The following is a 25,465-nucleotide window of genomic DNA, read 5'->3' as shown; positions in this document are numbered from 1 at the left end:
GGAAGGGTGCTCCCCCGGAGCTTAAAAGAATACGATTTGAAATGGAAGAAAAACTTAGATTATTTGATCTTGCACGTCAACAGATGGGCAAATACCCCGATCTTGATATGTTTGCACACAAAGTGGACGGCAAGTGGAATTATATCAAAACAGCAGATTTTCTTGAACAAGTAGACAGCCTCTCCAAAGGGCTGATTGAACTTGGCGTGAAACCCAACGAGAAAGTTGGTCTCATTGCCGGCAGCAGTATGGAATGGCATTTAATTGACTTTGCAATCCAGCAAATTGGTGCAGTAGTGGTCGCCATCTATCCCAATATTACGGATACAGACTATCAATATATCTTTAATGATGCCGAAATCAGGGTTTGCATCGTCAGTAACAAAAGCCTGTACGATCGCCTAATGAATCTAACCGATTCAATCTATACATTGAAGTATATTTTTTGTATCGCAGATCAGGAAGGCACACGTAGCTGGAAAGAACTGAATGATATAGGCTCCAATTGCTCCTTAGAAAAACTAGCGGCACTACGTGACCAGGTTAAACCTGAAGATCTCGCTACCCTGATTTACACTTCCGGTACAACGGGCAAACCAAAAGGCGTAATGTTGTCACACAATAATATCTTTTCCAATGTATTGGGCGCAGCAGAAATTACCCCTTGTAAAGCTTATGACCGCGGACTGACCTTCCTCCCTCCTTGTCACGCCTATGAACGTATGGTTTTATATACCTATATGTATCTTGGCTTTACGATCTATATCGCAGAATCATTTGACAAGATTGGTGATAATCTGAAGGAAGTAAAACCTCATATCATGACCGTTGTCCCACGTATTCTTGAAAAAGTTTATGAGAAAATCATGAAAACAGGTCATGATCTCAGTGGCTTCAAACGCAAAGTATTTGATTGGGCTGTTTCAGTTGCAGAAGAATATGATCCAAATCCTGAGAAAAGAAGTCTATCCTATAATCTCAAACTAAAGCTTGCCAAGAAACTTGTCCTTAACAAATGGTATGAAGCATTGGGTGGCGAATTACTTACCGTTGCTTCTGGATCAGCCTCTCTTCACAGCAAGTTAACACGTGCCTTCTTAGCTGCAGGAATTCCATTATATGAGGGTTACGGCATGACCGAAGCCTCCCCACTCATTTCGGTCAATCATTATATCAAAGGAATACGCATAGGTACTGTTGGCCTTCCTGTCCGTTTTGTTGAAATAAAACTTGCTGAAGACGGAGAAATATTAGTAAAAGGCCCTAATGTCATGATGGGATACTATAAGAACAAGGCCGAAACGGATAAAACAATCATTGATGGATGGCTACATACCGGAGATATTGGAAAGTGGGAAGATGAAAAATTCTTGAAAATCATTGACCGAAAAAAAGAGATGTTCAAAATTTCGGGCGGGAAGTACGTCATACCACAGCCAATAGAAACAAAGCTCGTTGAATCTAAATTTATTGAACAGGCAATGGTTATCGGTGACGGGATGAAGTTTGCTTCTGCCTTTATTGTACCAAACTATGCCCATTTGTTGGATTGGGCCAGAACAGATGCTCCTGAACTTGCAACCATGACAAAGGATGATTTTCTGACTGACCCTGCCATAGTAAAAAAAGTCAATCAGGAGGTACGTCGTGCGAACCAGCACTTTGGTAACTGGGAGCAGATTAAGAAACCAATTATTTTAACAGATGAATTTACTATTGAAAATGGAGAGTTAACACCAACCTTGAAAATGAAACGAAAAGTAATTCTCGAACATCATCAAGAAGAGTTCAATAACCTCTATCAAATGGAGATGGATTAAGGATTAACAAATCAAAATTTTGACATAGCGCGCTATATTTATACGAGTAAAACATGAAATTATTAAAGGATAGAATCCTTCATGACGGTAAAAGTCTTGCAGGAGGCATACTTAAAGTAGACAACTTCATCAATCACCAGATGGACCCCGTATTGATGAAATCTATTGCGGTGGAATTTGTCCGTCGTTTTGCAGACCTCCCGATCAATAAAATCATTACAATTGAAGCAAGCGGAATAGCCCCAGCGATCATGCTTGGCTACCTTTTGGAATTACCGGTTGTATTTGTAAAAAAAGCAAAACCGACCACCATGGCTGATATGTATGTAAGCCAGGTGCATTCATTTACCAAGAACCGAACCTATGACATCTGTGTCAGCAAAGAGTTTCTTACACCGAGCGACAATGTTCTTTTTATAGACGATTTTTTGGCCAATGGGAATGCCGCTTTTGGTATGCTCGATCTCGTTAAACAATCGGGAGCTTCAGTATTGGGCATGGGATTTATTATCGAAAAATCCTTCCAGGAAGGTGGCAAAAGATTAAGAGAATTGCCCGATTTAAGAATCGAATCACTAGCGCGGATAAAGTCGCTTGAAGTGAATAAAGTCAGTTTCGAAGAAGACTAGCAAAAAGAAAAGCCTCATCTTCCTAAAGATTGAGGCTTTTATTCAAACAACAAGATAAATTCTTTCTAATCCCAACGGTAGTCGTTGTAAAAATCTTCAGGATGTCTGCGAATTGCAACATCTTTTACAATCCGGATATTGGCTGCTCCCAAGTTGACATTCAACATAAATGAAGGTACATTTGCTGAAAAATTCCAACGACCATTGCGCATATACACGTAACCTCCCCTGTATGGGTCGTAGAATGTTTTGTAATCTCTAAAATATACATGGTGTCTACTATCGTAACGATGTGCATTTGCCCAGGCCGGTGCTCCATGACGGTATCCTTTTCGATAAGACTTTGCAACTTCTTTATGATATTTACGATCTTCTTTTTCGCGTTTTTCTAAATATTTTCGATATTCCTTATCCCTTTTCTCTTCATATTTTCTACGCTCTTTGTCCTGTTTCCATTCACGTTCATGTCCACGATGTTGAGCCGAAGATTGTTGAGGTGCGATTAAAACCAGTCCTCCAATTGCCAACGCGAAGTATATCATCTTTCTCATAACAGTATAATTTAAATTTAAAAATCAATTCCACCCCGCCTGTATTCCATTCTTTTTTACAAGCGTTTCTATGGGTATGACTTCAATGTTTGAACAAAGGTTTAATCGATCAAGATGAATTTAATTTGTGCTGCAATATATAGAATCCATTACTCCAATTTAACGTATCTTTGTACCATGTCAAATACGGGATATATCACTGAAGATACCATTGTTGCATTAGCGACATCTTCCGGAACAAATGGCGCTATTGCTGTCATACGCGTTTCGGGCCAAAATGCCATAAAAATTACGAACGAAATATTTAAAGGAAAGAACCTACTTCAACAAGCATCACATACCATCCATTTTGGAACCATACGCGATGGCGAAGAGATCATTGACGAAGTATTGGTCTCCTTATTTGTAGCCCCGAACTCCTATACGAGAGAAAATTCGGTGGAAATATCAACACATAATTCCAAATATATTATTGAGCGCGTTGTAAATTTACTCATTAGAAAGGGAGCACGTGCCGCCCGTCCGGGAGAATTTACCCTACGTGCATTTCTCAATGGCGGAATGGATTTATCCCAAGCAGAAGCAGTTGCCGATTTAATTGCATCCAATTCTGCCGCCTCACATCAAGTAGCCATGCAGCAGATGCGTGGAGGCTTTTCCAATCAGCTTAAATCCCTTCGTGAAGATCTCATTCACTTTGCTTCACTGATTGAATTAGAGCTTGATTTTTCGGAAGAAGATGTGGAATTTGCCAACAGGGATCAGCTAAAAAATCTAATCAATAAAATACAGGTTATTGTTCAAAAATTAGTGCAATCTTTTGAACAGGGGAACGTCCTAAAAAATGGTGTTCCTGTTGTCATTGCCGGGAAACCTAATGTAGGAAAATCAACCCTATTGAACGCTTTCTTAAACGAAGAACGTGCCATTGTTTCTGATATTGCAGGAACAACGCGCGATACCATTGAAGATGAAATTAATATTCATGGCGTCACATTCCGATTTATTGACACAGCAGGTATACGTGAGACGGCAGATGTTATTGAAGCAAAAGGTGTTGAGCGTACCCGTGAAAAGATGAAACAAGCGCGATTGATCATTTACCTATTTGACCCTACACAGGACAAAGTTGAAGAAGTACAAGCGCAATTACCTGAAATCGAGCGCCTACAAATTCCATTTGTCACCATTATCAATAAATCAGATTTGCTTTCTGAGGCGCAAAAAGAGGTTTACAATGTCCTTAATCCGCTTTACATTTCAGCGAAAGAACAAATCGGTGTCGAGGAACTGAAAGACGAATTGATCAATCGTGTACATTTAGGAAATTTAAATACCGACGATGTCATGGTCACCAACATCCGTCACGTAGAGGCGCTACAAAAAACAGCAGATTCACTGGAACGCGTAATCTATGGTATTGACAATCCTGTCACTTCTGATTTTCTAGCGATGGATATACGCCAAGCCTTATATCATCTTGGTGAAATCACGGGAAGTGTTTCTACAGACGATTTATTGGATAATATCTTTTCCAAGTTTTGTATCGGAAAGTAAACAGATAAAATAGAACTAGCCAACATACTGATGATTAACTTATTTACAGGATTTAATTTTGTAGTAATTAACGAGTAAGTTGGCTTTTTTTGCTCCCTGCTGTCCCCTATTGTGCTTCAAACTGGTAATATCTTTCTAAACCCAGGAGAGATAACTTCGCTTTAGGTATTTTAATGCATATCCTGGAAGTATATCTTCCAAAATTATACTTTGAGTCAGAGGCCATTTAATTTTTAAAATCCGTTGATGAGGAAAGACTTTTCCATTGTTCTATTTGTTCTGAAAGCTGGACAATTTTATCTTTTGCTCTTTGAAATGCATCAGTTCCTAAAAATAATAACACTGGAGGGTTTGCGTTAAATATCAATTGAATTAAAACATCAGCAATCTGACTAGGGTCGCCTAATTGATTGCCATCTATTTCGTTCATTCTTTGATGAGCCGTCCGCAAATGCTGATAAGCGTCAATCTGATTTTGGCAAAAGGCAATCGAATCTTGTTTAGCAAAATTGGTACGAAACCATCCGGGCAAAACTGCCGTTACATTAATTCCCAATAGTTTTAACTCATTGGCCAACGCCTCTGATAGACCTGTCACTGCGGATTTTGCGGAAGAATAAATGCTCCATCCCAGCCCTGGTGCAAAACCTGCAATAGATGAGATATTAATAATGTGCCCAGAACCCTGATTTCTTAAGTAGGGTAATGCCTGTTGAATAACTTTTACTACAGCAAAGAAATTAATCTGAAAGTTTTCTTCTATTTCAGCAGCATTGAGCTCCTCCAATGCTCCCCCTAATCCATAACCTGCGTTATTGATCACAACATCCAAACTTCCAAAATACTTCGTTGTTTTTTCAAGGGATTTGGCGATAGATTGTTCATCTTTTAAATCAACTTCCAGAGGAAGAAAATTCTCTCCTTTAATAGGTAATGCTTCAAAAGCAGTAACTGTTCTTGAAGTTGCCGCTACCTTATGACCTTTGCTCAACAGTTGTTTTACTAGTGAAAGTCCTATTCCCTTGGATGCTCCGGTGATGTACCAAATTTTTGTATTATTCATAACATTAATTTTCATACAAAATTATTCTACTCTCACGGGTATATTTTATGGATTTAACACCAATGCTTGCAAAATTCAAACCTGCCTAAAACTACCCGGAGTTATATTGGTATATTTTTTAAAGAAATTGGTAAAATGAGATTGTTCTTCAAAGCCCAGGACATAACTGATTTCTGAAATGTCCCATTTAGTATATTTTAAAAGAGCCTTGGCTTCTGAAATTAGACGCTCAGCGATATGATCTGTAGTGGTACGCCCTGTTTGTTTTTTTATACAGCGATTCAAGTAGTTTACATGTATAGAAAGTTGATCGGCAAACGTTTTAGGTAGGCGAAATTCGAAACGTTGAATTTTTAACTCTATGGGAAACTGGCGCTCTAATAATTCCATAAATACAGAGGTGATTCTATAGGCTGCATTTACAGCTTCTGTATTGTATTCAATAGGTTTCAGCTTCATGCCATAATAAATTAACTCACAGAGGTAATGTTTAATCAGCTCGTATTTGTAAACATAATCAGTATCCGCTTCTTTTATAATCTTTTCAAATACTGCTTTTATTTCAGAAAAATCATCACCCTTTATGCTAAAAACAGGTTGGTCTTTAGTCGTAAAAAGTGGTAGTTTCAGCAGATCTAACCGGAAGTTCCCATTCAGGAACTCGTTACTGAACACGCAAAATATCCCCTTAGAATCTAATGACAAGGGTTCGTAAGTATATGGTACATGCGGGTTGAAGAAAAGCAATGTGTTTCCGGTAACAGGAATACTTTTGTCCCCATAATGAAATATACTGTCTCCCTGTAACAACATTATTTTAAAAAAATTACGCCTTATAAAAGATGGGGATGTCGTGCCGGTACGAATTCGATCTTCAACTCTAAAGACACCAAATTGCCCGGTATTTTTTTTAATTTCAATACATAAATCTTCATCATATTTATGTTTATAAAACTGCTCTATCGTTTCTGGTGTTCCTTTCATACCTATTGACTGAAATTTTTATCAGAATAATCTTATATCATTAATCTACCCTTATTAAACTATCGGTCATTTAGGCAATATCTTGTATATGCATATCAATAAAGCTTTGTAGTGCTCTGGAAGGTGCTTTATCCTTCCTGTAAACCAGTAAAGTTGTCATTGTTCCCAGCTGTTTATTCAAGGGATAAGTACAAATATTTCGTCCCTGATAGTATCTTGACACGACCTCTTCCGGCAACAAACTAATGCCTAAACCTGCATCAACAAAATTAATAATACCTTCAATAGAATTGAGTTCAATACTTTTGTAATTATGAATTCCTTTATGGCTAAACCAGGATTCTAATCGCTCCCTAAAAATACAGCCATTGTCAAAAACGATACTTTTCATAGGCTCCTTCGCCAATAGTTTATTTAATCCCGCTTCTTTTGAAGATGCTAAAATAACAAGCTGCTCTTCTTTTATCTTTATTTTTTCTAACCCACTTATATTTAAAGGTCCAGATACAAAAGCTGCATCAAGTTTGTAATTCAAAACAGCTGAAATAAGTGAATCTCTGTTATCCGATTTAAATTCTAATTCTACAGCAGGATATTTTTCTCCAAAAGCCAACAGTATTTCTGGCGCTTTTAATGTCATCGTTGTTTCCATACAACCTATAGTCAAATGCCCATTAACAGTCTCATTGCTTATTATTTCATTTTTAGCTTCCTCTACTAAATGCTGAATTTGTTTTGCATAGTTCATCAGTATCTTTCCTTCTTCAGTTAACTCAACTTTACGGGAAGTACGGGAAAATAGTTTTGCATTGAATTCTTCTTCGAGACTTTTTATTCTGGCTGTAACATTGGATTGTACAGTGAACATAATGTCAGCAGCCTTAGTAAAGCTGCCGCTTTCTATAACTGCTTCAAATATTTTTAAATCGTTTGTGTTCATACATAAATCGTTTTTTGTGATTTTTTAAATCACATTTAATCGTTTTTAACGATTAAATGTATAGCTTATTTTTGACATTCAAAATAATTAAGATGAACAAAGTAATTAGACAAACCATAGCAAGCCTATCACTAACGCTATGCATGAGTAACATTTCAATGGCACAACTACCACAAAATTTAATTTCAAAAAATAAAAACATGGACAATCATTCAATTCACTATCAAAACATTAAAATAAATGGATTAAACATATTCTATCGAGAATCAGGAGATGCAACTAAACCAACTCTACTACTGTTACATGGGTATCCAACCTCGTCTCATATGTTTAGAAACTTAATTCCTATTTTAAGCAAAGACTATCATATAATAGCACCTGACTTACCAGGCTTTGGCTTTTCGGATGCTCCTGATCACAATAAATTCAAATACACATTCGACAATTTAGCTAAAACAATGCAGGACTTTATTGACCATCTGAAAATGAAACGTTTTGCGGTTTATGTATTTGACTATGGTGCTCCTGTAGGATTGCGATTAGCGATGAACAATCCGGAAAAAATAACAGGAATTATTTCTCAAAACGGTAATGCTTACAAAGAAGGACTTAGCAATGAGTGGGATGCCATTCAAAGATATTGGAATGAGCCTACACAGGAAAACAGAATGGCCTTAAAAGATTTTGTATCCAAAGAAGCAACGTGGTTCCAGTATCATCAGGGGGTGTCCGATACGTCTTTAATAGCACCTGAATCTTATACGCTAGATCAACAATTTTTAGACCGAGACGGAAATATTGATATACAACTCGATTTGGTTAAAGATTATAAAACCAATATCGCATTATATCCAAAGTTTCATGAATACTTTAGAAAATATCAGCCTAAAACATTACTTGTCTGGGGTAATAAAGATCCTTATTTCTTACCTCAGGGTGCGGAAGCTTATAAAAAAGATTTACCTAAAGCAAAGCTTATGTTCTACAATACAGGCCATTTTGCATTAGAAACAAATGTCACTGAGATCGCTGCAGAGATCCTTGAATTTATGCATAAATTGCCCAATTAATTATTTACCTAAAACGCTATTACTGCGAAATATCAATCTCTCACTAATAGCGTTTTTCACCCTTTTGATTAAACATCCAGGTCTTTACCTGCTTAAAAACATTACAATGAAAGCCGCAATTTTAAATGAGTTTGGTTCTGTTGAAAATTTTAAAATTTTAGAAATTCCAACACCAAAGCCACAGTTTAAAGAAGTTCTAGTAAAAGTTATTGCTTCTTCTGTCAATCCTTTAGATTACCAGATCCGTCGTGGAGATTACAAAAATGAATTAACCCTACCTGTTATTACAGGACACGATATCTCTGGTGTAATTGTAGAAGTTGGCCCCGGAGTAGAAAATTTTAAAGTTGGAGACGAAGTTTATTATTCGCCAGAAATTTTTAACGGACAGGGAAGTTATGCACAATATCATTGTGCTCATGAATCCATCATCGGTCTCAAGCCTGAAAACATAAGCCATTTAGAAGCCGCAACACTTCCTTTGGCTGCCGGTACTGCGTGGGAAATGCTGGTTACAAGAGCGCAACTTAAGATTAACCAGACTATTTTGATTCACGGAGGCGCAGGTGGTGTAGGAATACCAGCTATTCAGATTGCTAAAGCTATGGGAGCAACTGTATTTACGACTGCGAGAAAAGTTCACCATCCGTTCCTACTTGAGTTAGGGGCTGATTATGTTATTGACTACAAAAATGAGGATTATATCCACACGATTAATTGATTAACTCATGATAAAGGAGTAGATGTAATCATTGATACTATAGGAGGTAATACTCTCGCTGATAGTGGAAAAATACTTAGTCAGATGGGACAGGTTATTACACTGGTTGACATTGAGCAGCCGCAAAATCTTATTGAAGCATGGGGAAAAAATGCAACTTATCACTTTGTTTTTACAAGACAAAACAGGAATAAGCTAGAGGAGCTTACTAAGCTGGTGGAAAGCAAAAAACTAAAGCCTGTTTTTACCAAGACCTTTTCATTGTCAGATATTGGTAAAGCTCATAGCCTTTTGGAAACCAAAGCAGGTGTTGAAGATTTTTATGGTAAAATTGCAATAGAAGTTGAACACTAAATGTCCCTTCGTAAGAAAAGTACTTGACAAGATATAAAAACCATCAACTAAGGAGGTTAGTTCATCACAGTATCTAATCTTTCCATCTTTTACTATAAGCACGATACAACAAAGAGCAAGATCTTACCATGGTAAGATCTTGCTCGTATTAGTAAAAAAATATACAAATCCAGCGCAGACCAGAGCCAAGAACTAATTGGCTTCAAGTTGAATAACCCCCGAAATTAGTCCTTCACTTTTTGCCCTTACCCGTATTTTACCTTTGTTTTTGCTCGTGACAATCGCCAAGGCTTTACCATGAAAAGCATTGCGTAAAGCTGATTGGAAGCTTGTCAGATCCGTCGTATTGCCATTGTCTGTCGCCAAAATTTTTGCACCGTCTCCCTCCACCTCAAATTCGATTTTATCGTATGCATCAGGAACAATCGTACCAAACTCGTCCACGATATAGGCATGCACAAAGGAAAGTTCTTTGTTTGCCGAATTGAAAGTCACGTTTTCTGAAGACAATTGTATACGATGCGCTTTCGCTGCCGTACGGATCGTTTTACTTAGCAGTTTCTTGCCACCTTGAAACGATATTACTTCAATCTCCCCTGGTTCAAATTCAACGGCCTTAAATACAAGGTCGTACCGGCCGGGGTCTTTGGACTGCTCCCCTATCTTTTTACCGTTCAGATAAAGCTCCACCCGGTCAGCCTGATTAAAATACACGACGATATCTACCCGATCACCTTGCTTCCAATTCCAATGAGGCAATACATGTAAGACCGGCTTTTCTGTCCATACGCTTTGATACAGATAGTAGACATCTTTCGGAAACCCGGCTAGATCCACAATACCAAAGTACGAACTTCGTGCCGGCCAGGTATACGGTGTGGGTTCGCCGAGATAATCAAATCCCGTCCATACATACATCCCAGCAATATGGTCATACCTTTCCATCAACCTCAAGCTTGTCTGATGATTTGATCCCCATGGTGTAAATACATTGTCGTAAGCCGATATGTTCCTGTCTTCATTCCCGCCAGAAAAAGGAATATCCCATCGTTCAGGCCACATGCGACTAGAATCATAAGGAACCAAATCATACGTTCCGCGGCTTTCCAACGCCGAAGTGCTTTCCGTTACGATAAACTTCTTTCCGGGATGGTCCTGTGGGAAGCTTGCCCATTTCTTATGGTTATAGTTGTAGCCAATCAGATCTACCGCCGAACTCATCAGCACCGGATTTGCTTTGGAAAGCTCATTATTGGCAATGGTGGTTGGACGTGTACCATCTAGACTATCGACGATTGCTGCCAGCGCGATCGGAATAGCTGTACCATCAGCTTTGGAATGCCATTGCTCCTGCGCTTCATTGCCCAGGCACCAGATAAACAGCGACGGATGATTCCGGTCCCTTTTGACATGGTCAACAAAGTCCCGCTTGTACCATTCATCCCAATATAAATGATAGTCATAGGGATTTTTATGCCCTTTCCAGACATCGAAAGTTTCGCTCATCACGACAAAACCCAAGCTATCGCAAAGGTCCAAAAACGCTGGAGCTGCAGGATTGTGTGAGGTACGTATCCCATTGACCCCCATTGCTTTCATGATGCGGAGCTGACGTAATGCTGCCGACGTATTGAATGCCATGCCCAAAGCGCCGAGATCACTATGTAAACAGACACCCCGGATTTTAAGCTGCCTCCCATTCAGTATAAAGCCTCGTTGCTGATCGAAACTAAAATTACGTAAGCCAAATTTCGTACGCTGTTCATCTACAACCCGACCATCAACAATAAGTTTAATTTTTGCAGTATATTGATAGGGATTTTCAATACCCCATAAGACGGGATTTTCGAGGACTATCTGCTGAGCGATGGAGTGCAGACCTGCTTTGACAGCGCTCAACGTGGTACGTTCGCTTGCGACAACAGCACCTTGAGCAGAAAGAACCTCTGTCAGTAGCGTAATCTTTTTTGATTCCTCAGGGTTATGCTCAATTTCCAGGGAGAGATCCACGACAGCACGTTTCTCACTGAGCTGCCCAGCTCTTATGAAGGTACTGTTCGTTCCTATGCTGACTGGATTCCGGCTGATTAATTTGACATCCCGATAGATCCCCGACCCCGAATAGAAACGCGAGTTGGGCTGATTCTTATTGTTTACTTTTACTGAAAGCAGGTTGTCTCTACCATCCCAGTATAAATAAGAGGAAAGCTCATATTCAAATCCGATATAACCATTGGGTCTTTTTCCTAAGAAATGCCCATTGATCCAGACTTCACTGTTTTCGTATACACCTTCGAATGCAATAAATATCCGTTGCCCTTGCTCAGCCTGAGCCAGCTTAAACGTTTTTTGATACCATCCTACGCCACCATCGAGGTAAGCAGCCCCGCTACCTGCGGGGCTGTTTTCTCTAAATGGCATTTCGATACTCCAGTCATGGGGTAGATCGAGCTTTCGCCAGCCCTCTCCTTTTCGTCCATGGCTATATTGCTGGCTGCTGTCCAGTTTAAACCACCAGCCCCCATTAAAATCAATAACCTTTCTGGACTGTCCACTTAAGGAACCCGCCGTCGCCAATAACAGGAAGAGCAGGATCATCATTCGGCTATATCCTGTGTGAAATAGTCGCTTCAACATAGGCTTAATTAGTCTTATTGGTATCCGAGGCATTTTCGGTCAAACTCTCCTTGTAGGCCTTGCTGATAAAATTAAAGGTCAGCATAGCTGCTCCGTCGTTCGAAAGCACAGGATCCCGCAATACCGCCAGTTGCATCGTATTCTCGGTCAGTGACATAATACGGACATCGCCCCAGTCGACAACGATCCCATCTTGTGGCTTTCCATGTAAAGGCGAAGCCCCGGTCATACGGATGGTTTTCTTTTCGGTATCGATATTAAAAGTCCCCTTCTGAACTTTCCCCAGCATAGCATGATTCACATTGATGTTTGCACCGCCTTTCAGATCAAAAGTCATACTTCCATAATCGCCGGCAGGCATAAGCCAGCTATTGCCTTTCCAATCGGGTTCCCAACTCCAGCTATCGCTGTTTAAAGGCGCGGCTGTTTTATTGATGCTTCCCCACCAGTCACCGGTGCCGTAAAAATACATTGGACCTTTAAAGTAGCGGGAAATGCCCTCAGCATCCAGATCGAGGTACCAGGTTTTCTCTTCCCCTGCCCCGCCCGTCAGTAAGGTCCAGGTCTCGTCACTGATAAACTCGGCATACATCTGATCGATTTTAAATGTCACAGGCTCGCCGTAGACAATACCACCACGCGTCTCGACACCAAATTTAACGGTGTACTCACCAGGAAAAGGCATTTTCAGAGTTACCTTTTTCTCCTGACTCCGTCCTTGTGGATGTTCCCACAATGGGGTGTATTTTGAATCCATCAAGCTGGTTAAATACACAATATTGGGATTGCTGGCATCATGTTCAACAGTAAAGGCCTTTCCCTTCTCCAACTGCGCCGAAGTGACATCGATGTCTCCCAGTGTATAATTCTCGGGAGAACAAGCTCCAAAGAGTACCATCGCCGCAAAAAAGCAGATGGCATATGTGAATATCTTTTTCATGTTTGTCAAGTTATAATTCAACCAATAGTAAGTCCTAGTATACCTGTGTTTAGTTCCATCCAGCATTTTGTTTCAGTACACCATTGGATAAGGTAATCTGCTTGTTAGGTATTTGCATAAATCCTTTCGTTGTCAAAAAACGCTCTTTAGTCACAGTGACCTTCTCCGGTACAGATCCACTGAGCACATCTTCGGTTGTTTCCAGTGTAGCGGCGGCGTTATTCAGCCCCTGCCGCAATACATCCCAATAGCGGATACCTTCAAATGCAAATTCAAATTTTCTTTCCTTCAGAATATTGTTTTTTGAAACTGCTAGCGGCACAAAATTGGTCTTGTACGCTCTTTTCCTTACCTCGTCAAAGTATTTCTGTGCGTTTGCGGAACCGAGTTCTGCTGCCATAAGCAAGACATCAGCATAGCGGATGACAAAGTAATCCTGGTCTTGGGACAGTTGCATATCCTTATCCCCTCCAGTATTGGTGGTGCCGTCCGGCAATGCCGTGGGGGCGTATTTTTTGATGGCGTAACCTGTATATTCACGCTGGTCTTTCAGGTCAAATCCCGTAATATTCTCGCCATCGATATCAATAATTGAGGCAGTTTTGCGCGTATCCATGTTGTCAAACTCATTGAAGAACTTTTTGCTTACCGTACATGCCCCCCATCCTTGGCCATAAGGCGACCAATTTTTACCACGCAAGCCCAGAAAGACGACCCAGCGGTTGCCATCAACATAACCGTTGTAGTTCGATGTATTGTTGAATTTCTGTGCAAATACAACCTCAGCATTTCCCTTACCGGCATATTTGGATATATCTAGCGTATTATTGCTTGCATTGGGGATATAACTCGCTGCCGGCCACAGATTTTTAAAATCAGCCACCAGCGCAAACTGGCCACTGTTGATAACTTCTTCGAGTCCCGCCAGGGCTTCGGCTTTGGAGACACCGATATCTTCGCCGCCATAGTAGCCTGCATAAAATAGATAAACACGGGCCAGTAGCGCTTTAGCAGCAAATGGAGTTGCCCGACCATCATTGGTTGCCGCAGCTGACTTGGGGTAAGCTGTTGCTGGGATATTGGCAGCCGCAAATTTAAGGTCTGAAACAATCAGTTGATAAATCGCTTTGGGGTCCGACTGTGGAATATTCTCATTGGTCGGGCTCGTTAGCAAAGGGATGTTTTCGAATAGACGGACGAGATCAAAGTACATGGTGGCCCGCAGGAATTTCGTTTCCCCTTCGATACGTGCCCGCGCTGTTGTGTTGCCTGAAAAATCAGTACCGTCCAATTTTCCCAATAGTGTGTTGCAGCGAAAAATTCCCGCGTAGTAATCAGACCAGGTACCATCAAAGATATTATTGTCCGATTGGGACTGCGCAATATCAAAACGGTCTATTGCCTGAAATGAACGACCGTCTGTTGTACCTGTTCCGCCAAAACAATTGTCGGCGGCCACCTCTGCTGTCAGATAGAAAGACTGGCTCCCATTGGAGGTCGTCCGTTGATAACCATCATAACAACCGACCAGAGCCATGTCAGCATCGGCTACGGTTTTATAAAAATTGCTTTCCAAAACGCTTGTCATCGGTTCGACATCCAAAAAACTGGATGAACATGATCCTAAGATTAAGGACCCAAATAACATGGAATGATAGATATAGCTCGTTTTTTTCATGATTTCTTGTGTTTAGAATTTAACATTTAGGCCAAATAATACAGTCCTTGGTCTTGGATAGTAACCGAGGTCGATGCCCGATACCCAACCATCTGTTCCATAACCGATCTCGGGATCCATCCCATCATATTTGGTGAACGTAAACAGGTTTTGCCCCTGTACGTAGAACCGGATCTGATTAGCATACTTCCATTTGATCAGCTTCGACAGATCATAACCTAAGGTCACATTGCTGATCCGAAGAAAGTCTCCATCCTGAATATAGAGGTCTGAAAACTGCCAATTGACATTAGTTTCCGTAACACGGGGGATCGTATTGGAAGTACCTTCCCCGGTCCATCGGTCTAATATTCGTGTGGTATAGTTTGCTTGTTTATTGGCATGATTGCGGTAAGACTGTACAATTTTGTTTCCAAGGGAACCATAGGCATTCACCGAGAAATCAAATCCTTTATAATCCAGTCCAATATTAAATCCATAGGTAAAATTAGGCATGCCAACACCTAGATTTGTCTTATCCGAGGCATTGATAATACCATCGTTATTCTGATCTACATATTTTACATCGCCCGGTTTTACATCCGCTTGAAGGATACCTTTCCCGGCTGTTTTCCAGGCGTCGATCTCGGCTTGGTTCTGGAATAGCCCGTCTGTTTTATAGCCCCAGAAGTAGCCAATGGGCAGGCCGTTTGCGGCACGGTAAAATTCTTCCGAGTTATCGTATAACATGGCTGTCTGTCCGTGGATAATACCATCTTCAGTTGGTATCTGTCCCACCTTATTTTTGTTATAGGCACCATTTACCCCAAGGCGATACTTGACTTCATTGATCTTATCCGCCCAATTTAGTCCCAGTTCCACCCCTGTATTCTTCACGTCGCCGCCATTGATAAAAGGGGGCAACGTTCCTGTTGTCGCCAAAACAGGCGCTGTAACCAGCCAGTTTTTCGTCTTTTTGACATAAAAGTCGGCAACAACATCCAGACGGCTGTTCGCAAATTTGGCATCAAATCCGATATTGGTCTGTTCGGAAGTTTCCCAGGTCAGATTCGGATTGGATAAGCGGCTCGGATAAGCCCCGGCGATATTATTGTTGCTCGTTCCAAAGACATAATGTGCGCCGGGGTTGGACGATGTAATGCCTGTTGAGGTACTGATTGGTGCCGCATATTGAAAATCAGCGATATCCTGATTACCCACTTGCCCCCATGAAGCGCGGAGTTTAAAGAAGTTTACAGCCGCTAAATGTTCTTTAAAAAACTCTTCCGAAGAAATTACCCAGCCTGCCGATACCGAAGGGAAATATCCCCAGCGGTTGCTGCGCGAAAATTTAGAGGATCCATCTGCACGCAATGTAGCATTCAACAAGTACTTTTCTTTATAATTGTAGCCTAGCCGTCCAAAGTATGAGACCCTACGGGTGATGTTCTCAGGTTTTCCAGACACCGTACGCGTTTCAACGACGTTTCCTTTTTCATCCAGGTGTGCCTGGCCTGTAGTATTGTCTAGGTAAGCATGTGCAAAATCATTGAACTGCGAAAGCAGATTCCAGTTGGACCCCGAAAGGTAAGTTCCTTGGTAACGTAGCGATTCCATACCGACCATCGCCGAAAAGCGATGATCCGTATTGATATCAAAGTCATAAGAAGCGGTATTTGTCCAGGTCAGCGTATGACCTTTGCTCATGTTCTGCGAGGTTGTTGTATGATCTTGGTTGTAGGTGTAGATGGAGAAGCGGTATAAGGGCGTAAAACTTCTGTATTCTGAAGCATAATAGTTAAATCCCAGCAATGACCGGACCTTTAGGCCTTTGATTGGTTCGATTTCCGCAAAGATATCGGCCAATAATTTTTGGCCATCATTCGCGTTGTTCGAATTGGTCATCATCACCCCATATGGATTGCTGTCCCCATTGTACCAAGGTGAATTGGAGGTATCATTGAAAGGACTTCCGTACAAGCCATTGTCCGAATACACCGGCGACAAGGGCGAAGTGGCAAAAGCACCGCGCAGCGTATTGCTGTACTGATTGCCCACACTGATGCCTCGATTTTTGATGTAGTTAAAGTTGAGGTGCTGACCTATTTTCACAAAGTTATCAAAGAGTTTATGTTCCGAATTCGTACGGAAACCATAACGCTGATAGTTGGAAACGTCTTTGCCGCCTACAATCCCCTCCTGACCAATATAGTTCATCGATAAGGCGTAGGTGGATTTTTCATTGCCGCCGGTCAGGGCAACATTGTAATTGTCCATTTTTGCATTATCCTTGAACATGTAATCCATCCAATTGGTATTGGCCAGACCGTCCATGCCGTTAAAATCAATCAGCGCGGCCCCCGAATTCAGCGATTGCTCATTCATGATCAGCTTGTACTGATCTGCATCCAGCAATTTTGCTTTACGCGAAACGTTCTGAATACCCGTATAGCCATCAAACGACAGCACATTTTTTCCCGCAGCGCCCATTTTAGTGGTGACCAGGATAACCCCATTGGCAGCCTGTGAACCATAGATGGCGGCCGAAGCTGCGTCTTTCAGTACGTCGATAGATTGGATATCGGCCGCATTCAAGACCGAAATATCCCCTCCCGGAACGCCGTCGATGACATACAAGGGCCCCGAATTACCGATTGTTCCCAACCCGCGGACGACGACCTTCATATCTGCTCCCGGCTGACCCGAAGTTGATGTAATGGATACACCAGGTGCTTGCCCCTGAAGCGACTGCAGCGGGTTCAATTGATTGCGTTTCTGCAGTTCTTCACCCTCCACCTTCAAATTGGCTCCTGTATTCAGTTTTTTCTTTTGTACACCGTAGCCAATGACCACCACCTCTTCGAGATCGGAAGCTTGCGGCTGTAGGCGGATCACCATATTGGGACCGGTAATTTTAACTTCCTCCGTTTTGTACCCTACGTAAGTAATGGTCAATACAGTCCCTGTGCTGGCTGCAATAGAAAACTTGCCCGATTCATCGCTGCTCGTTGAAATCTTCTGATTCTTTACGCTGATACTCGCCCCCCCGATCGGCAATCCTGAATCAGCCGAAACAACCGATCCAGTGAAGGATTGTGCCCAGGCCAAAGAGGTCACGCTAGTCATAACAACGACCGCCATGCCCCTGCTCAACAATTGTTTGCTTATCATATGTCTTGATTTATAAATTGGTTTTTTATTATTTTAATTTGACCTGCAAGGCTTTACCTGCATAGGTTACCACTGTAGATTTCGCTGAAGAAACATCCAGTCCGACGGCATTGCTGTCGCTGACAAAAATGATATTGAACTTTCTTTTGGTCAGCATGCCGTCGAAATCTCCCTGACGGCTGGCCAAAGACAGCGTCTGTGCAGAATTATCGTAACTGAAATCAATGCGGCTATATTTCCCTTTTTCATAATTATAATTGCTCCCTTCGTCTTCATAGAGTGAAAACTGACCGTCTGCTCCGGCATAGATATAAAGATCCAGCACATCCGGCTTTTTCTCGGCCGTATACTGCATGACAGGTCCAATGGGCAATATTGCTCCGGCTCTGACATAAACAGGGATACGTTCGTATGGTGCTGCAATAAGCAGATCCTGCCCGCCTGTTACCATCTTACCACTGTATAGATCATACCAGCTGGCTCCTTTTGGAAAGTGTATCTTGCGTGAGATCGCTCCTTTTTCAGTGACTGGACTGATGAGCAAGGATGATCCCCAAAGGTATTGGTCGTTGCTGTCGAATCCATCTTTGTCCTGCGGGAAATCCATGGCAAGTCCACGTATCATCGAATAGTCTTCAAAAAAAGTCTTCGCGGCAAGACTATAATTATAGGCCAGTAATTTATACCGTAGATTGATCGCATAGGTCATGCTTTTATAGGCCGGATGATCCACAGGAGCGATATTATACGGCTCACGGTAGGGATATTGTCCGTGCGCCCTGAACAAAGGCAAGAATGCCCCGTATTGGTACCAGCGGCTATTTAGCTCGCGCCACTCCTCCAAGTCCGCCGCATTAGGTTTGTGAAACCTATTTTCAACCAAAAAGCCACCCGCATCCATTGTCCAATAAGGTGTCCCGGACATCGAGAAATTGATGCCCCCCGCAATCTGATCTTTCATGTCATGCCATCTCGAAGCAATATCGCCGCTCCAGGCCGCCGCCGCATAGCGCTGCTGCCCTGCAAAAAAAGATCGCGTCAGAATAAATACCCGTTTGTTAGGATCTGTTTCACGCTGGCCCTCATAGATACCCTTGGCATTTTGCAAAGGGAACGCATTATAATAGCGAACAGATGACCCTATACTCGGCTGAAAAACCGATTTACGCTCATCCAGATCAATATTGGAGTGAATATCTGGTTCGCTGGCATCCATCCACCAGGCATCAATCCCAATTTTGAACAGGTTGTTGTCCAATAATTTCCAGAACCCATCGCGTGCCGCTTTGTTGAAAGGATCATAAAATGTCGAGGTATAGCCCTTTCCGATCCAGTCTTTTCTGCCATCATAAATATTTCGTGGATAGATCCATTTGTTAGCCTTAAATTCTTGGTATACGGAAGACTCTTCATTGATTTTGGGCCAGGCCGAAATCATGATCTTAAAGTGCTGATCGTGCAGCTTCTTCACCATGGCCTGAGGATCTGGAAAACGCTTTACATCAAATTTCTGGCTCCCCCAGTCATTTTCAGCCCAGTAAGACCAATCCTGCACAATATTGTCAATCGGAATCTTGCGCTTGCGAAATTCAGCTGCGACCGCTTCAATTTCCGCTTGCGTTTTATAGCGTTCTCTGCTCTGCCAAAATCCGAAGCTCCAAAGCGGCATAATCGGTGCCTTGCCGGACAAGTGGCGATAACCTGCAATGACCTCATCCATTGATGCCCCCTGAACAAAGTAATAATCAATGGCATCGCCAGCTTCCGAATTAAAGGAAAATACGTTTTTACGCGCTTCTGGGATAGGACTCTGCCAGTTTAAGGTAAAATAAGACTCCCCTCCATCTGGTATCCATTCCATTCGGATCTGGTGGATCTTATCTTTCTGAAGGTCTCTTTCAATTTCAAAGGTACCTGCATTCCAGGATTGCCGCCAGCGGTCAGCGACCTGCTCCCCATCAATCCAGACTTTCATATAACCCGAATATTTAAAATGCAGCACATGTTTGCCTGTGTAGGGCGAAGAGAAACTTCCGGCATAGATGACTTTGCTTTCGGCCAGATTTACGCCCTTTGGAAACTTGTGCTGATCTGTTAGGTAGCCATAGTCAATGATCGATTCCGGCCTAGATAGATAAACCTCTTCGCCCTTGTTCCGATTTACATAGGTTGCTGTGAGCCAACCCGGTTCACCTTCTTTTGACTGCAGCTTAAAAGCATTTAGGGGCAATAACGGCCTCACGTCGCCCGCTTTTGTAATGGAGTAATTGTGCCATAAAATACCATAGTTATTGGTGGACAGTAAAAAAGGGATTCCGATTTCTGTATTATATTGCAGCAGCGAAACCTGTTTTCCGCGGTTATAGTTCATCACCGCATTCTGATGTTGGCCGAGTCCATAGATCCCTTCTTCCGCATTGACAATAAAGTCTTGGTTAATGTGATAAAATGCATCACCTTGATAACTATTGGCTAAGAAAGAACTTGAATTCCGCTTTGCTTCTTTAAAGATGGATTGCCCCTTAAGATCAAAAAATTCCACTTTACCATTCATCAAAGAAACCACTGCCTGCATATTGGCCGTTTGTACATGTAACGTCGAGTCGGTCGAGCTTACCGCGAGTGATTTTACTTGCCGGCGCAGTGAATCGACGATCACTAAGCTTGTTTGTCCCGGTAAGGCTGCACCAGCCGGAACAGCTGTGACACGCACAATCTTGTCGGTTACGACATCCAAATAAATATCCTGATCAATGGAGGTCTCCGAATTTTTGAAGCTGACCTTAATACCGGAAGGCATTTTTTCATAATGAGCTTTATTGGCTTGGCTAAATCCCTGCTGCACGATTGCGAAGAGCATCAAACCACTTAAAGCGTACGTTAAGTTGCGCATTTAAATAAGATTTATTGGTTATTATATTCCCTTGGTTATTACGCGTCCTTTCCTATTGAAAGAACAGATCAAATATAGAATGCAACCGGTTGTATAAGGGGTATGTTTTGTTAACTTTTAGGGGTTATTTTGTTAACATGTGCGGGAAGACACGCAGACGACATTGCCACTAAACCATTTATTTATAAGGTTTTTCGATAAAAAGACGGCAGGTTGCCAAATGCAGATTTAAAATATTTGCTGAATTGTTTCGGATTTCCGAATCCAACTTCATAAGCGATTTCAGCCATCGATAATTTCGAGTTCTGAACCAGATGCATGGCACGCTTGAGCCGAATATGTCGGATGTATTCCATCGGTGAATAGCCTGTGATGGCAAGCACCTTTTTATAAAGCCCTACGCGGGTGAGGTTCATTCTTTTGGCTAGCAGTTCGACAGAAAGCGAAGAGTCACTGAGATCCTGTTCAATTTCCTTTACAAGCACACGGATAAATTGTTCATCAGCAGATACGATATCGGGCTGCGCTAGATTAACGTTGATCTGTTTTTTATACCGTTTTACTAACGTCTGCTGCTGATGGAGTATCTGCGCCAGTTTTGAACGCAGTAGACTGATATTAAAAGGTTTGTTGATATAATCTGTTGCACCGGCCTGTAAGGCCTCCAGTTCAATCTTCTGATTGACTACCGCAGTTACAATCAGCACAGGGATATGAACCAACTTAGCCTGGGCTTTTATAAAGCGGCAAAAATCCAGTCCGCTCTCTCCAGGCAGGCTGAGATCGGTGATGACAAGGTCGACCTGCTGCTTGCTTAGGATCAATTTTGCATCATTAATACTTTTTGCAGCGTGAATTAGGTAGACCGAACTCAGGGTTCGCTCCAAGTAATGAAGGAAGTCAATATCATCTTCCACCAATAAAATAGCGGGTTTATCCTGCTTACTGCTTTCGACGGGATCGGCACTCGCTACGGCCTTATTTATGGGCAACTGAACATTAAATGTCGTCCAGTGCGCATTGCTACTCAGCCTGATATTTCCACTCAAGAATTCGACATAGTCTTTAACAATAGAAAGCCCGATGCCTGTACCCTGATTCAGTTTTCCATTTGGCACATCCAGTTGTATGTAACGTTCAAAAACGCGGGCTTGTAAATTTTCGGGAATCGCTATACCCTGATTTTGAACGTCAATACACAGTATCTTTTCTGTTTCTTGTTCAGTGATTTCGGCATTGAATGTCACAATACCGGATACTGGGCTAAATTTGACCGCATTTGACATCAGATTGAAAATAATGCTTTCCAATTTGTTTTTGTCAAACCAGGACAGATATGTGTCTGGAGCGATATTGACCTGCAGCGAGATCTGATTGCTTTGAGCTATCCCGGCAAAGGCATCAAGCTGTTCGCGGATAAATCCCATGAGGTCCCCATATTCTTCGTTCAGTTCAAGTTCACTTTTCTCCAATTTTCTAAAGTCCAGCAGCTGGTTGACCAATTTAAGCAGACGGTCTGCATTCTTCTTGATCAAGTTTAGGTCGGCTTTTTTTTCTGGATGCTGCTCTTCATCCAGCAGCTGCTGTGCTGGAGTTAGAATCAAGCTGATCGGAGTCCTGAATTCATGGCTTATATTGGTAAAGAAACGTGTTTTCAACGCATCCAGCTCCTTTGCCTGTGCAGCCTGTTCCTGAGCGAGGTAAAGTTGATTACGCGTCCTGACACGCAGTTTTGTCAAATAAAAATAAGCCCATAGGACGACTAGTATCAAACAGGCGTAAAAAAGAAAAGCCATTGTTGAACGCCAAAACGGTGGCTGTATATCGATTGTCAAAAGTAGTACACCATCTGACCAGCTACTTGAATCGATAGCATGCCGAATATACAAGCTGTAGCTGCGGGTGTCCAGATTGGTAAAACTGGCCCGCATGGTTCCCGGTTCAAAATCAAACCATTCATCACTTAGACCAGCAAGCTGATATTGGTAGAGTCCATTATGTTGCTGTAGGTAGTCAAAGGTTGAGAACTCCAGCGAAATGGCATTGAGGTTGTACGGAAGCCTCAGTTCCTTAAGATTATTCAGGGCTTGATCGTAAATGACCCGGCCCGAAAATTCTTCACCTACGGCCACCCGCTTGTTGAATAAATAGAGATTGGACAAAAGCGGCAAGATCAGTTCACTTTCGCGGCTAATTTTCGCAGGATCAATAAAATTGAACCCCTTTGGCCCCCCAAAGACAAGTCTTCCGTCCCGCATTTTTAAAGCAGCGTTTTCATTGAATACATTTCCCTGAAGGCCCAATTCCTGCGTAAAATTGCGGATGATAAACTTCTCTGCCTGCCCTGTACCGACTATCGCCGACAGGCCTTTGTTTGTGGAAGCCCAAATATCACCTTGATCATCTACCAAGAGCGCCAAGATTGCGTCGTCGCTAAGCCCATCTTGCTGTGTAAGATAGCTTATTTTTGCACCATCAATTACATGCAGTCCCTCTTGTGTCGCTACCCAAATACGACCAGTTTTGTCCTCTTTGATATCATAAATTAAATCATTCATGAGTTTCATAGGCGAACTGGATGTATTGATATAAGTAACCTTGTCGTCGGGGGCCAACAATGCCAATCCTGTAGCTGTGCCGATCCAGAGACGTTTTTTGGAATCCTCAAATAAGACAGAGATATAATTGCTGTTGATGGTTTGGCCCTGCCGTGTATATGTTTTCGAAAACTGTTCTGTTTTTTTATCAAACAGGTACAGGCCGGTACTTAGTGTTCCTATCCAAAACCGATGTTGACTATCTTCATAGATCTCCCATACACTATCGTCATTCAATTTCCCGGGAGCCGAGTCACGGTGGAAAACCTTAAAACTTTTGCCGTCAAATCGACACATACCACCTCGATAAGTTCCTATCCACAGCCTGTCTTCCGCATCCAGCAATAAGGAAACAATCACGTTGCTGCTCAAACTATTGGGATCCTGAGGATCATGCAGGTATTGCGTAAAGGTTTTCTGACGGACATCATAATAGAGCAATCCTCCACCATTTGTCCCAATCCAGAGATTACCCTTTCGATCCTGTACAAACTTATTGACGTCGTCAAAGGGAAGTGATTTGGGAAGTCCAGGATAGTTCTTGACTAAGGAGAATAATAACAAGTTGGGATGATAATAACTGATGCCGCCTTTGTATGTTCCCGTCCAGATAATACCTGACTTATCCCGATATAAAGCCGTTATGCTATTGTAAGGTAGGCTCCGTAAATCATATTTATCGTTACCGATGATTTGTACACTTTTTGTTTTTTTATCATAAACATTGATCCCACCATGGTCAGTTCCTAGCCAGAGGTGCCCTTTATCATCTTGCACGATATTGCCTACAAAAGGATTGGATAGTTCTTTTTGGAGATGTTGAATTGATCCATCTTTCGGATCAAGCCAGTATACACCGATTGGAATATCCTTTGAGAAGATCCATATCGCCCCATCCTGATCGGCAAATAGATTATAATTTACCAGCTTATTGCTGATCGGCAATAAGCTAGTTTTGGTACTTCGCAGTGATTTTGTATCAATGTGGCCCAGCAGGCCATTTTCGTAGATTACCCAGATCGTCTGGCCTTGCCCAGCTATCACATCGGCGATTCGGTTGTTCTTGGTCAACTGCGGTACAGTACGATAGGCTTTCTTTAGGCTATCGTACAAGATCAGCGAACGATCGCTATACAATAGTGCAAAGGTCTGCCCTTCCAGCTGTCTTATCGTATGTACGTCTTTGACGGGCAACTTTAAGCGGGTCAGTATGGAATCAAGCTGCTGGACGATAATGCCTGAATGCTGATCATACACATTCATCCGGTTGCTGGTACGGATCCATACATTGCCTTCTGGTCCCTCAAAGATTGCGGAAATCGAATTTCCACTCAGCCCGGTACGTTTATTGGCGGAATAGCGAAAATTTGTGAATTGCGCCCCATCAAATCGGCTCAGGCCAGATTCGGTACCAAACCAGAGGTAGTTGTACTTATCCCTGAGTGCGCAATTGACATGATTATGGACCAGGCCCTGGTCAGAAGTTAAGGTTTTAAACGCATACGTATTGACCTGGCTCCAAACTGAAGATTGCCCTAAGAAAAGGAAAAGAAAGAGTTGGAGATACGCGTATAAAAAAAACTTAAGCTGCTGCATTGGTTATCATCTCCCCAATGATACAAAAATTGAGCAAATACAGCAAATCAAGTTGCTATTAATATAAGCTTTAACATGGTCTTTTGATCGTTTCATCATTATACAACACGCACTATCACCTCTTATCATATTTCCAATATAAAAAATGGCATTATTGAGACAACTATTCTTTATCCCCCTAACCATGTTACCACATTGCGATCAGGTTCGTAAGTTAAATCGGAATAATACCATTTTTACAGGGATATAGCTAGGGGTTAACAAGGGTTTACCCCTGTTATACCC

Annotated in this window: 15 protein-coding genes and 1 pseudogene; 6 read left to right on the top strand and 10 right to left on the bottom strand. The window is 42.0% G+C overall.

Annotation, left to right across the window (positions count from 1 at the left end; all coding sequences use genetic code 11):
* Positions 1–41: 41 nt before the first annotated feature.
* Entirely contained in the window at positions 42–1,820 is a 1,779-nt protein-coding gene (locus A9970_RS02485; protein WP_075992053.1) for a long-chain fatty acid--CoA ligase, read from the top strand.
* A gap of 53 nt (positions 1,821–1,873) precedes the next feature.
* Positions 1,874–2,449 carry a xanthine phosphoribosyltransferase gene (xpt, locus tag A9970_RS02480; protein ID WP_075992052.1) on the top strand — a complete coding sequence of 192 codons (576 nt, stop codon included), beginning with the start codon at positions 1,874–1,876 and terminating at the stop codon, positions 2,447–2,449.
* Between the two features lie 65 nt (positions 2,450–2,514).
* Here xpt and A9970_RS02475 read toward each other — a convergent pair whose 3' ends face one another.
* A complete protein-coding gene (locus A9970_RS02475) occupies positions 2,515–3,000 on the bottom strand; it encodes a hypothetical protein (RefSeq protein WP_182981162.1) in 486 nt (161 codons plus the stop codon).
* A 177-nt stretch (positions 3,001–3,177) separates the two neighbouring features.
* Between A9970_RS02475 and mnmE the strand changes: the two genes are divergently transcribed.
* Complete coding sequence (mnmE, locus tag A9970_RS02470; protein WP_182981161.1) at positions 3,178–4,557, top strand: tRNA uridine-5-carboxymethylaminomethyl(34) synthesis GTPase MnmE; 1,380 nt, start codon at positions 3,178–3,180, stop codon at positions 4,555–4,557.
* A 226-nt stretch (positions 4,558–4,783) separates the two neighbouring features.
* Here the strand turns inward: mnmE and A9970_RS02465 are convergent, their stop codons facing one another.
* From A9970_RS02465 to A9970_RS02455, 3 genes are all read right to left on the bottom strand, one after another.
* On the bottom strand, positions 4,784–5,620 hold the full coding sequence (locus A9970_RS02465; RefSeq protein WP_182981160.1) for an SDR family NAD(P)-dependent oxidoreductase: 837 nt from the start codon (positions 5,618–5,620) through the stop codon (positions 4,784–4,786).
* 75 nt (positions 5,621–5,695) lie between these two features.
* The gene (locus A9970_RS02460; RefSeq protein WP_182981159.1) at positions 5,696–6,604 is read right to left on the bottom strand and encodes a helix-turn-helix domain-containing protein; all 909 of its coding nucleotides are present in this window, start codon (positions 6,602–6,604) and stop codon (positions 5,696–5,698) included.
* A 70-nt stretch (positions 6,605–6,674) separates the two neighbouring features.
* Positions 6,675–7,544 (bottom strand): LysR family transcriptional regulator, encoded by an 870-nt coding sequence (locus A9970_RS02455; RefSeq protein WP_182981158.1) that lies wholly within the window; start codon positions 7,542–7,544, stop codon positions 6,675–6,677.
* A gap of 92 nt (positions 7,545–7,636) precedes the next feature.
* On the opposite strand from A9970_RS02455, the gene A9970_RS02450 reads away from it, so the two are divergent.
* The 3 genes and pseudogenes from A9970_RS02450 to A9970_RS28430 form a co-directional block, all read left to right on the top strand.
* Positions 7,637–8,614, top strand: coding sequence for an alpha/beta fold hydrolase (locus A9970_RS02450; protein ID WP_182981157.1), 978 nt, complete (start codon positions 7,637–7,639; stop codon positions 8,612–8,614).
* A 106-nt stretch (positions 8,615–8,720) separates the two neighbouring features.
* Positions 8,721–9,335 carry an alcohol dehydrogenase catalytic domain-containing protein gene (locus A9970_RS28435; RefSeq protein WP_220801499.1) on the top strand — a complete coding sequence of 205 codons (615 nt, stop codon included), beginning with the start codon at positions 8,721–8,723 and terminating at the stop codon, positions 9,333–9,335.
* A gap of 18 nt (positions 9,336–9,353) precedes the next feature.
* Positions 9,354–9,689, top strand: a pseudogene (locus A9970_RS28430) (zinc-binding dehydrogenase); the annotation flags it as partial.
* A gap of 192 nt (positions 9,690–9,881) precedes the next feature.
* Here the strand turns inward: A9970_RS28430 and A9970_RS02440 are convergent.
* From A9970_RS02440 to A9970_RS02415, 6 genes are all read right to left on the bottom strand, one after another.
* Entirely contained in the window at positions 9,882–12,326 is a 2,445-nt protein-coding gene (locus tag A9970_RS02440) for a glycoside hydrolase family 2 TIM barrel-domain containing protein (RefSeq protein WP_182981156.1), read from the bottom strand.
* 4 nt (positions 12,327–12,330) lie between these two features.
* Positions 12,331–13,266: a hypothetical protein gene (locus tag A9970_RS02435; RefSeq protein ID WP_182981155.1), complete on the bottom strand. Its 936-nt coding sequence runs from the start codon at positions 13,264–13,266 to the stop codon at positions 12,331–12,333.
* A gap of 49 nt (positions 13,267–13,315) precedes the next feature.
* Positions 13,316–14,944, bottom strand: a complete 1,629-nt coding sequence (locus tag A9970_RS02430; protein ID WP_182981154.1) for a RagB/SusD family nutrient uptake outer membrane protein — start codon at positions 14,942–14,944, stop codon at positions 13,316–13,318.
* A 12-nt stretch (positions 14,945–14,956) separates the two neighbouring features.
* Entirely contained in the window at positions 14,957–18,094 is a 3,138-nt protein-coding gene (locus A9970_RS02425) for a TonB-dependent receptor (RefSeq protein ID WP_220801498.1), read from the bottom strand.
* A 28-nt stretch (positions 18,095–18,122) separates the two neighbouring features.
* A complete protein-coding gene (locus A9970_RS02420; protein ID WP_259655316.1) occupies positions 18,123–20,987 on the bottom strand; it encodes a TIM-barrel domain-containing protein in 2,865 nt (954 codons plus the stop codon).
* Positions 20,988–21,169: 182 nt separating this feature from the next.
* Entirely contained in the window at positions 21,170–25,180 is a 4,011-nt protein-coding gene (locus A9970_RS02415) for a two-component regulator propeller domain-containing protein (protein ID WP_182981153.1), read from the bottom strand.
* Positions 25,181–25,465: the final 285 nt, after the last annotated feature.

Source organism: Sphingobacterium sp. UME9 (assembly GCF_014170215.1).
In the GTDB taxonomy this organism is placed as follows: domain Bacteria; phylum Bacteroidota; class Bacteroidia; order Sphingobacteriales; family Sphingobacteriaceae; genus Sphingobacterium; species Sphingobacterium paramultivorum.
This window is presented reverse-complemented; position numbering and strand designations above follow the sequence as displayed.

What these genes read in the sequence shown, in the direction of transcription:
- A9970_RS02485 (WP_075992053.1), top strand. Translation starts at nt 42, where the DNA reads ATGGAAGAAAAACTTAGATTATTTGATCTTGCACGTCAACAGATGGGC.
- xpt (WP_075992052.1), top strand. Translation starts at nt 1,874, where the DNA reads ATGAAATTATTAAAGGATAGAATCCTTCATGACGGTAAAAGTCTTGCA.
- A9970_RS02475 (WP_182981162.1), bottom strand. Translation starts at nt 3,000, where the DNA reads ATGAGAAAGATGATATACTTCGCGTTGGCAATTGGAGGACTGGTTTTA.
- mnmE (WP_182981161.1), top strand. Translation starts at nt 3,178, where the DNA reads ATGTCAAATACGGGATATATCACTGAAGATACCATTGTTGCATTAGCG.
- A9970_RS02465 (WP_182981160.1), bottom strand. Translation starts at nt 5,620, where the DNA reads ATGAATAATACAAAAATTTGGTACATCACCGGAGCATCCAAGGGAATA.
- A9970_RS02460 (WP_182981159.1), bottom strand. Translation starts at nt 6,604, where the DNA reads ATGAAAGGAACACCAGAAACGATAGAGCAGTTTTATAAACATAAATAT.
- A9970_RS02455 (WP_182981158.1), bottom strand. Translation starts at nt 7,544, where the DNA reads ATGAACACAAACGATTTAAAAATATTTGAAGCAGTTATAGAAAGCGGC.
- A9970_RS02450 (WP_182981157.1), top strand. Translation starts at nt 7,637, where the DNA reads ATGAACAAAGTAATTAGACAAACCATAGCAAGCCTATCACTAACGCTA.
- A9970_RS28435 (WP_220801499.1), top strand. Translation starts at nt 8,721, where the DNA reads ATGAAAGCCGCAATTTTAAATGAGTTTGGTTCTGTTGAAAATTTTAAA.
- A9970_RS02440 (WP_182981156.1), bottom strand. Translation starts at nt 12,326, where the DNA reads ATGTTGAAGCGACTATTTCACACAGGATATAGCCGAATGATGATCCTG.
- A9970_RS02435 (WP_182981155.1), bottom strand. Translation starts at nt 13,266, where the DNA reads ATGAAAAAGATATTCACATATGCCATCTGCTTTTTTGCGGCGATGGTA.
- A9970_RS02430 (WP_182981154.1), bottom strand. Translation starts at nt 14,944, where the DNA reads ATGAAAAAAACGAGCTATATCTATCATTCCATGTTATTTGGGTCCTTA.
- A9970_RS02425 (WP_220801498.1), bottom strand. Translation starts at nt 18,094, where the DNA reads ATGATAAGCAAACAATTGTTGAGCAGGGGCATGGCGGTCGTTGTTATG.
- A9970_RS02420 (WP_259655316.1), bottom strand. Translation starts at nt 20,987, where the DNA reads ATGCGCAACTTAACGTACGCTTTAAGTGGTTTGATGCTCTTCGCAATC.
- A9970_RS02415 (WP_182981153.1), bottom strand. Translation starts at nt 25,180, where the DNA reads ATGCAGCAGCTTAAGTTTTTTTTATACGCGTATCTCCAACTCTTTCTT.